At 66.1% G+C, this 12,009-nt stretch carries 12 protein-coding genes; 10 read left to right on the top strand and 2 right to left on the bottom strand.

Annotated elements, in window-relative coordinates; all coding sequences use genetic code 11:
* Positions 1 to 216 precede the first annotated feature (216 nt).
* From hisN to APH33_RS14555, 3 genes are all read left to right on the top strand, one after another.
* Positions 217 to 1,008, top strand: a complete 792-nt coding sequence (gene hisN, locus APH33_RS14565) for a histidinol-phosphatase (RefSeq protein ID WP_054885819.1) — start codon at positions 217 to 219, stop codon at positions 1,006 to 1,008.
* A 107-nt stretch (positions 1,009 to 1,115) separates the two neighbouring features.
* Positions 1,116 to 1,847: a hypothetical protein gene (locus APH33_RS14560; RefSeq protein WP_054885825.1), complete on the top strand. Its 732-nt coding sequence runs from the start codon at positions 1,116 to 1,118 to the stop codon at positions 1,845 to 1,847.
* Between the two features lie 247 nt (positions 1,848 to 2,094).
* Positions 2,095 to 3,051, top strand: coding sequence for an AraC family transcriptional regulator (locus APH33_RS14555; protein ID WP_054885818.1), 957 nt, complete (start codon positions 2,095 to 2,097; stop codon positions 3,049 to 3,051).
* Positions 3,052 to 3,057: 6 nt separating this feature from the next.
* Here APH33_RS14555 and APH33_RS14550 read toward each other — a convergent pair whose 3' ends face one another.
* Positions 3,058 to 4,209, bottom strand: a complete 1,152-nt coding sequence (locus APH33_RS14550) for an acyl-CoA dehydrogenase family protein (protein WP_054885817.1) — start codon at positions 4,207 to 4,209, stop codon at positions 3,058 to 3,060.
* A 16-nt stretch (positions 4,210 to 4,225) separates the two neighbouring features.
* The gene (locus tag APH33_RS14545) at positions 4,226 to 5,296 is read right to left on the bottom strand and encodes an enoyl-CoA hydratase/isomerase family protein (protein WP_054885816.1); all 1,071 of its coding nucleotides are present in this window, start codon (positions 5,294 to 5,296) and stop codon (positions 4,226 to 4,228) included.
* 612 nt (positions 5,297 to 5,908) lie between these two features.
* On the opposite strand from APH33_RS14545, the gene mdcA reads away from it, so the two are divergent.
* From mdcA to mdcH, 7 genes are read left to right on the top strand one after another with little or no spacing between them, the layout of a single operon-like run.
* Entirely contained in the window at positions 5,909 to 7,570 is a 1,662-nt protein-coding gene (mdcA, locus tag APH33_RS14540) for a malonate decarboxylase subunit alpha (RefSeq protein ID WP_054885815.1), read from the top strand.
* Complete coding sequence (locus APH33_RS14535; protein ID WP_054885814.1) at positions 7,570 to 8,526, top strand: triphosphoribosyl-dephospho-CoA synthase; 957 nt, start codon at positions 7,570 to 7,572, stop codon at positions 8,524 to 8,526. The genes mdcA and APH33_RS14535 overlap by 1 nt, the downstream gene beginning before the upstream one ends.
* A 1-nt stretch (position 8,527) precedes the next feature.
* A complete protein-coding gene (locus APH33_RS14530; RefSeq protein WP_054885813.1) occupies positions 8,528 to 8,827 on the top strand; it encodes a malonate decarboxylase subunit delta in 300 nt (99 codons plus the stop codon).
* Positions 8,820 to 9,668 (top strand): biotin-independent malonate decarboxylase subunit beta, encoded by an 849-nt coding sequence (locus APH33_RS14525; protein ID WP_054885812.1) that lies wholly within the window; start codon positions 8,820 to 8,822, stop codon positions 9,666 to 9,668. The genes APH33_RS14530 and APH33_RS14525 overlap by 8 nt, the downstream gene beginning before the upstream one ends.
* Positions 9,665 to 10,456, top strand: coding sequence for a biotin-independent malonate decarboxylase subunit gamma (gene mdcE, locus APH33_RS14520; RefSeq protein ID WP_054885811.1), 792 nt, complete (start codon positions 9,665 to 9,667; stop codon positions 10,454 to 10,456). Before APH33_RS14525 ends, mdcE begins: the two co-directional genes overlap by 4 nt.
* Before the next feature lies 1 nt (position 10,457).
* Positions 10,458 to 11,072, top strand: coding sequence for a malonate decarboxylase holo-ACP synthase (locus APH33_RS14515; protein ID WP_054885810.1), 615 nt, complete (start codon positions 10,458 to 10,460; stop codon positions 11,070 to 11,072).
* Positions 11,069 to 11,989, top strand: a complete 921-nt coding sequence (mdcH, locus tag APH33_RS14510; RefSeq protein WP_054885809.1) for a malonate decarboxylase subunit epsilon — start codon at positions 11,069 to 11,071, stop codon at positions 11,987 to 11,989. The genes APH33_RS14515 and mdcH overlap by 4 nt, the downstream gene beginning before the upstream one ends.
* Positions 11,990 to 12,009 lie beyond the last annotated feature (20 nt).

Below are 12,009 nucleotides of genomic sequence, written 5' to 3'. Positions count from 1 at the left end.
GTGTCATCCATGAGGTCCGGTGGAACGGGTCCCGCCTGGCTGCCGGCCAGCATCCTGGGCCGGCTGCGGGAGGTGGTTGGTATCCTAGTACAACGATTGAGTGACCGTTAAATGAAGTGGCAATAATGTCATAATAGTGGCACTTGTTCAGGCGTCCACTGCCATGTCGGTTGTCGGGTATGATGCAGCCCCGATATTTTCCACGAGGCCTGCACCATGTCCCTGAGCGCTGAACAGATCGGCGAATTCCAAGCCTTCGCCGAGCAACTGGCCGATGCCGCTGCACTGGCGATCCAGCCGTACTTCCGCGCAAGCCTTGAGGTCGAGGACAAGGGCGGGCGTCTGTACGACCCGGTGACCGTGGCCGACAAGGCAGCCGAAGACGCCATGCGTGAGCTGATCCAGGCGCGCTATCCGGAGCATGGCATTCTCGGCGAAGAGGCCGGCGTCGAGGTGGGCAGCAGCCCGCTGACCTGGGTGCTCGACCCGATCGACGGCACCCGTGCGTTCATCACCGGCCTGCCGCTGTGGGGCACGCTGATTGCCCTGAACGATGGCACACGCCCGGTGGTGGGGGTGATGAACCAACCCTTCACCGGTGAGCGCTTCGTCGGCACCCCGCAAGGTGCATGGCGCAGCGGTACGCCGCTGAAGACCCGCGCCTGTGCCGACCTGACGGCGGCCACGCTGATGTGCACCACGCCAGACATGTTCGACACCACCGAGCGCAAGGCGGCGTTCGAGGCTGTGGCAGGCAAGGCGCGGCTGATGCGCTACGGTGGTGATTGCTACGCCTACTGCATGCTGGCGTCGGGTTTCGTCGATGTGATCGTCGAGGCGAGCCTGCAGCCGTATGACGTGCAGGCGCTGATGCCGATCATCGAAGGGGCGGGCGGGGTGATCACTGCCTGGGACGGCAGCAGCGCGCAACATGGCGGCTGTGTGGTGGCCTGTGGTGACCCGGCGCTGCATGCGCAGGTGGTGGAGATGCTCCGCCACGCCATGTGATCCGGTCAGCGGATTGACCGGCACTGCACTTTTTCCGATTCCCGGGCTCTATGCTTGGCCAGGCTGCGCCGATCCCCGGCGCGGCCGCCGATTCCGACCCGGTGCCGATGGTTGCAAGCAATCCCCGATTTTTCCCGCGTCTGCTGCTGGCAGGCGCCCTGCTGGGCCTGGCCGGCTGCAGCCAGCAGCAAGGCCACGATATCGTCAGCCAGATCGGCAACGGCAAGCCCAGCGAGCTGTTCCAGACCAGCGTCGACCGTATGGCCACCCTGGCCATGCGCGACAACCTGCAAAGCCTGTACCTGCTGATGAACAAGCTGTACCTGCGCAACCCCAACCAGTGGAAGATGTCCGGCTACCTCGACGCCGCCACTGCCGAACGGCAGATCCGCATTGCCATCGAACAGCGCCAACCCCTGCCGCAACTGGGCAACCGCCGCGACCTCGCTGCACTGAGTTATGCCTTGAACCCGGAGTTTCGCGGCGACCGGGTCGGCGCCTTCATCTACGCCATCGGCAGCATGTTGATCACCGCGCATGGCGGGCGTACCGAGTTCTACATGACCGACACCCTCGACCCGCTGTTCATCAACAACGCGGCACGCAATATCGAGAAGGCCACCTGGATGCTCAGCCAGCGCCAGGATGCCAACGGCGTGCTGCTGCTGTTTTCCAACGAAATATCCGAAGAGGGCAGCAACCTGAGTTTTGCCGTGGAGTTCGGCAAGATCGTGGCGCGGCTGGATTTGCTGGCTGAGTTGCTCGACGAGCGCTATCGGCGGATCGGCTTGAACTACGCGCAAAGCCTGCTGTTGATGAACTTCCTGCCGGTACAGTGAGCCGGGACTGTCCGATGATCGCCCAGCGAGTCTCCCTCCGTTGTCCGCTATTCGCCCACCCAATCCGAACATCTGATTGCCCAAGCCCCGCCTTTTTGCTTAGCTGTAACCCGCGTGCGCCAGTGGTCAGCTGCCCCGAACTACCTGACCCCGGCCCGATAGAATGACCGTGAACGACCGCAATCACAGGCCTTCGGGCCAGTAGGAAGCGGCGCCCAGAACAATAACGATGCCGAGTGCCTTGCCTATGGAAAGCCGCCTGCTGAGCGAGCGCAGTAGCGTGTTCCATCACGCCGACCCTTACGCGGTGTCCGACTATGTGAACCAGCATGTCGGCCAGCACTGCATCGGCCTGTCACGCACCAGCCACCCGCAGGCCAGCCTCAGCCACCGCAAGTTCGCCGAATTCGACCTGTGTCGTATCAGCTACGGCGGCAGCGTGCGGGTCACCTCGCCGGCACTGGAATCCATCTATCATTTGCAGGTCTTGCTCAACGGCAACTGCCTGTGGCGCGGGCACCAGCGCGAGCACTACCTGGTGCCGGGCGAACTGCTGCTGATCAACCCGGACGACCCGGTCGACCTGACCTATTCCGAAGACTGCGAGAAATTCATCCTCAAAGTGCCGACCCGCATGCTCGACAGCATTTGCGACGAGCAGCGCTGGCAGCGGCCGGACGGCGGCGTGCGGTTCTTGCGCAACCACTACCGGCTGGATGAGCTGGACGGCTTCGTAAACCTGTTGGCCATGGTCTGCCACGAAGCCGAGGTCAGTGATTCGCTCCCGCGAGTGCAGGGGCACTACAGCCAGATCGTCGCCAGCAAGCTGATCACCCTGATGAGCACCAATATCCGCCGCGAAAGCCTGGGTACGCCAGGGGCGAGCCTGGAGCGGATCCTCGATTACATCGAGCGCAATCTCAAGCTTGAATTGTCAGCCGAGACGCTGGCAGAGCAGGCCTGCATCAGCGTGCGTTCGCTGTATGCGCTGTTCGATCGGCAACTGGGCATCACGCCCAGGCAATACGTGCGCCAGCGCAAGCTGGAGCGGGTGCATGCGTGCCTGCGTGACAGCCGTTGCGCGGTGCGCAGTGTGACCGAGCTGGCCATGGATTACGGTTTCATGCACCTCGGGCGGTTCGCCGAGGTGTATCGCCAGCGCTTTGGCGAGCTGCCTTCGGAAACCCTCAGGCAGCGCCACTGAGGGGGCTTATAACGGGTAGTGCTTGAGTTCGCGTGCGATCAGCATGCGCTGGATTTCGCTCGACCCTTCGTAGATCTGGGTAATCCGCGCATCGCGGTAGTAGCGCTCGACCGGGTAGTCTTCCAGGTAGCCATACCCGCCGTGCACCTGAATCGCCATCGAGCACACGCGCTCGGCCATTTCCGAAGCGAACAGCTTGGCCTGCGAGGCCTCCGACAGGCACGGCTTGCCTGCTGTGCGCAGCCGGGCGGCATGCAGGATCAGCAAGCGCGCCGCATTCACCTGCACCTGCATGTCAGCCAGCAGGTTGGCAATGCTCTGGTGCTCGTTGATCGGCTTGCCGAACTGGATGCGGTCACGTGAATACACCAGCGCCGCCTCGAACGCAGCACGGGCAATGCCCAGCGCCTGGGCGGCGATGCCGATGCGGCCGCCTTCGAGGTTGGACAGGGCGATGGCCAGGCCCTTGCCGCGCTCGCCGAGGATGTTGGCTGCCGGGATGCGGCAGTTGTCGAAGGTCACCGCGCAGGTGTCGGAGGCGCGGATACCCATCTTGTGCTCGCTGCGGTCGACCTTGAAGCCTGGGTTGTCGGTCGGCACCAGGAAGGCCGACAGGCCTTTCTTGCCCAGCTCCGGGTCGGTGACGGCAAAGACGATCGCCAATCCGGCGCGGCGGGCGTTGCTGACGAACTGCTTGGCGCCGTTGATCACCCACTGGCCATCGACCAGCTCGGCACGGGTGCGCAGGTTGTGTGCTTCGGAGCCGGCCTGTGGCTCGGTCAGGCAGAAGCAGCCGATCACCTCGCCAGCGGCCAGGCGTGGCAACCAGGCCTGTTGCTGTTCATGCGTGCCGTAGGCGAGCAGGGGGCCGCAACCGACCGAGTTGTGGATGCTCATCATCGCGCCGGTGGCGCCACAGCCAGCAGCGATTTCCTCGACTGCCAGGGCGTAGGCGACGTAGTCGGTGTAGCTGCCGCCGAACGCCTCGGGCACGACCATGCCCAGCAGGCCCAGCTCGCCCATCTTGCGCACCACGCCATCGTCGATCCAGCCAGCCTTTTCCCAGGCCTGGGCATGCGGCGCGATCTCGCCACGGGCGAAGTCCCGGGCCATGTCGCGGATCATGATCTGTTCTTCGTTCAGTTCCAGGTCTTGCATCTGTGTACTCCCGGGCTCACAGGCCTTCGAAGAATTGGTCGACCCGCTGGCGCGACAACCCGACCAGGGTTGGCGGGTTCCAGCGCGGCTGCTTGTCCTTGTCGATGATCAGGGCACGCACGCCCTCGATGATGTCACCGTACTGGAACCACTGGCGGTCGATGTGCAGTTCCATGGCGAAGCAGTCTTCCAGTGCCAGGTGGCGGCCGCGGCGCAGCATCTCCAGGGTAACCGCCATGGCCAGCGGCGAGCGGGTTTCCAGCTGTTCGGCGGTCGCCAATGCCCAAGGGTGGCTGTCGCCGATGCGCACCGCACGCAGTTGTTCGATGATCGCCGCCAGGTCGGGCTGGGCGAAGAAATGGTCGATGGCCGGGCGCAGTTTTTCCAGCGGCGCATCGCCCAGCACCTGGCTGCCGAGCTTGGCCAGCAGGTTCTGCAGGTCCTTGAGCGGGTGAGCGCCAAAGCGCAGGGTATCCAGCCCTTGGTCCAGGGCTGCGAGTTTGTCGCTGGTCACGTACCAGTCGGCCAGCCCGCAGTACAGGGCATCGGCGGCCTGGATCTGAGCGCCGCTGACGCCCAGGTAGGTGCCCAGTTCGCCTGGGATGCGCGACAGGAAGTAGCTGCCACCGACATCCGGGAAGTAGCCGATGCCGACCTCCGGCATGCCCAGCCGGCTGCGTTCGGTGACGATCCGCAGGTCGCAGCCTTGGGCCAGGCCCATGCCACCGCCGAGGGTAAAGCCGTCCATCAGCACCAGCACGGGCTTGCGGTAGCGGTGGATGGCCAGGTCCAGGGCGTATTCCTCGACGAAGAAGTCTTCGTGCAGCGTATCGCCTGCTTTGTAGCTGTCGTGCAGCGAGCGGATGTCGCCACCGGCGCAGAAGCCCTTGGGGCCTTCGCCGCGCAGCACCACGGCCTGCACCTGAGGGTCGTCGGCCCATTGGTCGAAGTGCTGGCGCAGGCTGCGCACCATGTCCAGGGTCAGGGCATTGAGACCGGCTGGGCGGTTGAGGGTGAGGTGGCCAATCTGGTTGCGGACCTCGGCCAGTACATGAGCCGTTGCCGAGGTATGAGCGTGCGCGGTCATCGCGTTCTCCCTGCTTTGTTATTGATTTTCCAAGTGAAGTCTGGAGTGCGCTGGAGGATCGCTGGATCCTGGCATGCGAATTTATCTTACGCAATGGACAAATCTGCAGGGGGATCGTGCGTTTATGCCTTGAGTTGTTCCTGGCTTGGGTTCTGCAGCGCCTGTGAGACCGAGCGCCGCCCGCGCGGCGCATCGCGGGCAAGTCGGATCGCCGCACCGCCGCTCCCACATCTGTTTCGGGCCAGTCACTCCTGTACCGCCAACAGGATCCGCCTTGGTGCATGACTGGAGACAGGTGCAACAGCATCAGCGCCCGCCAGGATGAATCGCCATGCCCCTGTTGGCTTCCACCAAGATGCATCGCCATGCCAACAAGGCGGTTCCTGTTGGCTTCACAGGAGAGATTGGCCCGAAACAGATGTGGGAGCGGGCTTGCCCGCGATGCGCCGCGCGGGCGGCGCTCGGTCTCGAAATCACTGAAAAACCATCGCCAGGTACCTCGAACCGCAAACCATTACTCCAACCGTAACGATCATCCCCCCAGCTTGATTGATCTCCCGACCAACCCCGTCCTACTGTGCCTCCACGACAGCGAACCCGTGGAGTCACCTGATGACCATAACCAAGAATCCACCGCCGCAATGGTCCAGGCGGCGCGCCGAGAAGCAGCGCCGCCTGGACCGCGTCCGTCACTTGGCCGACGGTGTGGTGCTGCCCACCGAGCGGATCGTCGAAGCCCTCGAACTGCTGATCGCCCCCGGCGACCGCGTGGTGCTCGAGGGCAACAACCAGAAGCAGGCCGACTTTCTCTCGCGTTCGCTGGCCAAGGCCGACCCTGAGCGCTTGCACGACTTGCACATGATCATGCCCAGCGTCAGCCGCGCCGAGCACCTGGACCTGTTCGAGCGCGGCATCGCACGCAAGCTCGACTTCTCCTTCGCCGGCCCGCAGAGCCTGCGCATCGGCCAACTGCTGGAAGACGGCCTGCTCGAAGTGGGCGCCATTCATACTTATATCGAGCTGTATTCGCGGCTGTTGGTCGACCTGATCCCCAATGTCACCCTGGTCGCCGGCTTCATGGCTGACCGCGACGGCAACCTGTACACCGGCCCCAGCACCGAAGACACGCCGGCGCTGGTCGAGCCAGCCGCCTTCAGCGACGGCCTGGTGATCGCCCAGGTCAACCGGCTGGTGGAGCGGGTCGACGACCTGCCACGGGTGGACATTCCGGCATCCTGGGTCGACTTCGTGGTGGTCGCCGATCAGCCGTTCTACATCGAACCGCTGTTCACCCGCGACCCACGCCACATCAAGCCGGTACACGTGCTGATGGCGATGATGGCGATTCGCGGCATCTACGAGAAACACCAGGTGCAGTCGCTGAATCATGGTATCGGCTTCAACACCGCCGCCATCGAACTGATCCTGCCGACCTACGGCGAATCCCTGGGCCTCAAAGGCAAGATCTGCCGCAACTGGACGCTCAACCCGCACCCGACCCTGATCCCGGCCATCGAGACCGGTTGGGTCGAAAGCGTGCACTGCTTCGGTACCGAGTTGGGCATGGAGGACTACATCGCCCAGCGCCCGGACGTGTTCTTCACTGGCCGCGATGGTTCGCTGCGCTCCAACCGGATGATGTGCCAACTGGCCGGGCAATACGCGGTCGACCTGTTCATCGGTGCCACCTTGCAGGTCGATGGCGACGGCCATTCCTCGACCGTCACCCGTGGCCGCCTGGCCGGCTTCGGCGGGGCGCCGAACATGGGGCACGACCCTCGCGGGCGGCGCCACGCGACCCCGGCCTGGCTCGACATGACCGTGCCCGAGACCCTGCTCGAACGCGGCCGCAAGCTGGTGGTGCAGATGGTCGAGACCTACCAGGAAGGTGGCAAACCGATCTTCGTCGAAACGCTCGACGCCGTGGAAGTGGCGAAGAAAGCCGGCATGCCCCTGGCGCCGGTGATGATCTACGGCGACGACGTCACCCACCTGCTCACCGAAGAAGGCATTGCCTATCTGTACAAGGCGCGCAGCCTGGAAGAACGCCAGCAGATGATCGCCGCCGTGGCCGGCGTCACCGCCATCGGCCTGCGTCACGATCCCAAAAACACCCTGCGCCTGCGCCAGCAAGGCCTGATCGCCTTGCCCGAGGACCTCGGCATCCGCCGCACCGACGCCAGCCGCGAATTGCTCGCCGCGCGCAGCATCGCCGACCTGGTCGAGTGGTCCGGCGGCCTCTACAACCCGCCCGCACGGTTCAGGAGCTGGTGATGACTGCGCACGACTTGAAACCGCATCAGCTTCTTCGCGAGCACGCTCGCTCCCACAGTTACTGTGCTGTACCTGAAACCCGCGCGATCCCTGTGGGAGCGGGCGCGCCCGCGAAGAGGCCGGACCTGCAAACCGATAGCTTCCAGGCCGACCGACTTGCCGACCTGGCCGTCGAGGCGCTCATCGACGAAGCCGACCTGTCGCCCAAACCCGGCCTGGTCGACCGCCGCAGCAGTGGCGCCCACGCCGACATGACCCTGGCCCTGATGCACGCCTCGGCGCTGGCCCTATGGCCTTGCCTGCGGCAGATCGCCGAAGCCGCGCAAGCCCATGGCGAAATTGGCCCACCGCTGCGCGCCGAACTGGGCCGTATCGGCCGCGCAGGCGAACAGGCCATGCTCGCCACCACAGGCGGCATCAACACCCACCGCGGCGCAATCTGGGCCCTTGGCCTGCTGGTCGCCGCCCAAGCGCTCGATGTCAAAGCCGCGCCCCAGGCAGTTGCTGCTCGCGCCGGCCGCATCGCCCTGATCGACGACCCGGCCGCCATCGCACAAGACAGCCACGGCATCCAGGTGCGCCAGCGCTACGGCGCCGGGGGGGCCCGCGAACAGGCCCAACAAGGCTTCCCCGCGGTGCTCGAACACGGCCTGCCCCAACTGCGCCGCAGCCGTGCCGCCGGCGCCAGCGAAAGCCAGGCCCGGCTGGATGCCTTGCTGGCGATCATGGCCGCGCTCAGTGACACCTGCGTGCTCTGGCGCGCCGGCCCGCACGGTCTGCACACCTTGCAAGCGGGGGCCCGCGCAGTGCTCGATGCCGGCGGCTGCGCCAGCCTCGCTGGCCGCCGTCAGCTGCGCCTGCTGGACGCGCAACTGCTGCAGCTCAATGCCTCACCGGGTGGCGCCGCCGATCTGTTGGCCGCCTGCCTGTTCCTCGACAATGCCGGGAGCCTGTGAAATGGAAACCCTGAACTTTCAATTCCCCGCCGCCGAGCCTGGCCGCGGCCGCACCTTGGTAGGCTGCGTCAGCTCCGGCGACCTGGAAGTGCTGATCGAGCCCGGCAGTGCCGGTCGCCTGGAGATCCAGGTGGTCACCTCGGTCAACGGCAGCAGCGCCCGCTGGAGCCAGCTGTTCCAGCGCCTGTTCGATGGCCGCACGCTACCTGCCGTGAAGATCGACATCCACGACTTCGGCGCCACCCCTGGCGTGGTGCGCCTGCGCCTGGAGCAAGGTTTCGAGGAGATTGCCCATGACTGACACCGCCCGTCTGCTGCAAAGCCGCAGCTTCGTCGAGCTGGGCGCTCGCCAGCGCGCTCGCGCCTTGCTCGACCCTGGCAGCTTCCGCGAACTGCTCGGCCCGTTCGACCGCCTGATGTCGCCATGGCTGCCGCGCCAAGGCATCGTGCCCCAGGCCGATGACGGCGTGGTCATCGCCAAGGGCCGGCTCAATGGCCGCCAGACCGTGCTTGCCGCCATCGAAGGTGCCTTCCAGGGCGGCAGCATGGGCGAAGTGGGTGGCGCCAAGATTGCCGGCGCCCTGGAGCTGGCCATCGAGGACAACCGCAACGGCATCCCCACCTGCGCCGTACTGCTACTGGAAACCGGCGGCGTACGCCTGCAAGAAGCCAACCTCGGCCTGGCAGCGATTGCCGAGATCCAGGCGGCGATTGTCGAACTGCGCACGCATCAACCAGTGATCGGCTTGATCGCAGGTTCGGTTGGTTGCTTCGGTGGCATGTCCATCGCGGCCGGGCTGTGCAGCCACCTGCTGGTCACCCGCGAGGCGCGGTTGGGCCTCAATGGCCCGCAAGTGATCGAGCAGGAGGCCGGTATCGCCGAGTACGACGCCAAGGACCGCCCATTCATCTGGAGCCTGACCGGTGGCGAACAGCGGTATGCCAGCGGCCTGGTGGATGCCTTTGCCGCAGACGACGTCGACAGCCTGCGCCAGCAACTGCTGCACCTGCTGGACGCGCCGTCGGCCAACCGCGCCGGCCGCCACCCCTGGTACCTGCAACGCCTGGCCAGCCTGGGCGTTGACTGCCCGCAACTGGACGCCGCCGCCGTGCGTGCCCTCTACCAAGGAGATGCCCCATGAACCGTGCCCTGAACTGGCTGCCTGGCCTGGCCGCGGGCGAACCGCTGGCAGGCTATCCCGCCTCGTTGCGAGTGGTCGATGGCGAACTGGACAACCGCCTGGCGCGCTTCATTGCGGTAGTGCCGGACGCGCACAACCCGTTCCCAAGAGCGCGTGCGGGCGAAGTCGGCCTGCTAGAAGGCTGGGGCCTGGCCAAGGCTGTCAGCGATGCGGTCGAACTGGACCGCGAGGGTGAAAAGCGCGTCATCGTTGCCGTCATCGATGTGCCAAGCCAGGCCTATGGCCGACGCGAGGAAGCCCTGGGGATCCACCAGGCATTGGCTGGGGCTGTGCAGGCTTACGCTCAAGCGCGCCTGGCGGGGCACCCGGTGATTGGCCTGCTGGTCGGCAAGGCCATGTCCGGTGCCTTCCTGGCCCACGGCTACCAGGCGCAACGGCTGATCGCCCTGGATGACAGCGGGGTGATGGTGCATGCCATGGGCAAGGCGGCAGCAGCACGCATCACCCTGCGCAGTGTCGAGCAACTGGAGGCGCTGGCCGCCGAGGTGCCGCCGATGGCCTATGACCTCGCCAGCTATGCCTCGCTGGGCTTGCTGTGGCGGCGCCTGCAGGTCGCAAGTGCCGAGGCGCCGAGTGCCGCCGACATTGCCCAGGTGCGTGCCTGCCTGGCCGACGCCGTGCGTGATATCGGCCATTCGACTGACCTGGCATCGCGGTTGAACGGTGAGAACCGCAGTGCCTCGCGCGATGTACGCGCACGCCTGCGCAGCCAGTGGCAGGAGGCCTGAGATGAACCAGCCACAGCCACACGACCTGCTCTGGGGCATGCCCGCAGCCGACCTGCCTGGCGACGCGCCTGCCTGGGCCGTGCAGGCACTGGCCACCGGGCAGCCGGTGGTGGTGCGGCGTGCCGCCTGCGCTAGCGGCTGGGTGGCCGTGGGCGTGCGCGGGCAGGGCCGTGAGCAGCGCCTGGGTGTGCTGATGCGCGTGCGCGACATCCAGCGGCAAACAAGCCCCGAGGCGTTGCGCGGCGCCGGTGAAGGGGCCTGGCCAGCCCTGCGGGCGCTGGCCTCGGTGGCGCCGGTACTCGATGCCAGCGGGTTGGCCTGGGGGCCGACCGGGGGCGTCGGTTACCAGTTGGCCACCGGCTGCAACGTCGTGCATGGCGCCAGTGACCTCGATCTGCTGGTGCGTACACCGCAGCGCATGACCCGGGCGCAGGCGCGCGAGCTGCTCGACATGCTCGACTGCGGCCAGTGCCGAATCGACGTGCAACTGGAGACGCCGGCGGGTGCGGTAGCCTTGCGTGAATGGGCCGGCATGGCGCGCCGGGTGTTGCTCAAATCGTGCCATGGCGCACGTCTGGTAGCGGACCCCTGGCAGGCTCTGGAGTATGCGGCGTGAGCAGCCTGTTTGCCTTCCCTGGCCAGGGCGCGCAACAGGCAGGCATGCTGGAGCGCTTGCCCGAGGGCGCCACGCCGTTACTGGAAGAGGCCAGTGATGCGTTGGGTGAACAGGTATCGGTGCTCGACTGTAGGCAGGCGTTGCAGTCGACCCGCGCCGTGCAGTTGTGCATGCTGCTGGCCGGGGTGGCCTGGGCGCGCTGGCTGCTGCAGCGCAGCCCGGCGCCGGACTATGTTGCCGGGCTGTCCATCGGTGCCTATCCCGCCGCTGTAACGGCCGGGGCGCTGCAGTTCGCCGATGCAGTGCGCCTGGTGGCCCTGCGTGGTGAACTGATGCAGCGGGCCTATCCGCAGGGCTACGGCATGACCGCCCTGAGCGGCCTCGACTTGGGCACTGTCGAAGGCTTGCTGGCCGAGGTGGGCGGTGAGGTGTACCTGGCCAACCTCAACAGCGACAACCAGATCGTCATCGCCGGCAGCGACACCGCCATGGCCGAGGTCGCTGCCAGGGCTCGCCAACGTGGTCAGGGCGTAGCCCGACGCCTGGCGGTAAGCGTGCCATCCCACTGCGCGTTGCTCGACGGCCCGGCCGCCGGGCTGGCAGCTGCCTTTGCCGGCGTCCAACTGCGTCGCCCGCGCATCACGTACCTGAGCGGCAGCAGTGCGCGGCCGATCTTCGATCCACAACGCCTGCGCGATGACCTGGCCGGCAACATGGCCCGGCTGGTCGACTGGCGTGCTACGTTGCGCAACGCCTATGAACGCGGCGTGCGCCTGCAGGTGGAGATACCACCGGGCAGCGTGCTCAGCGGCCTGGCCCGCCCGGTGTTCGAACAGGGCAGGGTGGTCGCCCTCGACGCCACCCGTTGGGATACCGTCGATGCGCTGTTGCGCCAGGAGGTGGCCGACAACCGATGACGGCGCTGTTACTCGAAGAA

It is taken from the genome of Pseudomonas sp. NBRC 111130 (assembly GCF_001320485.1).
Lineage (GTDB): Bacteria > Pseudomonadota > Gammaproteobacteria > Pseudomonadales > Pseudomonadaceae > Aquipseudomonas > Aquipseudomonas vlassakiae.
This window is presented reverse-complemented; position numbering and strand designations above follow the sequence as displayed.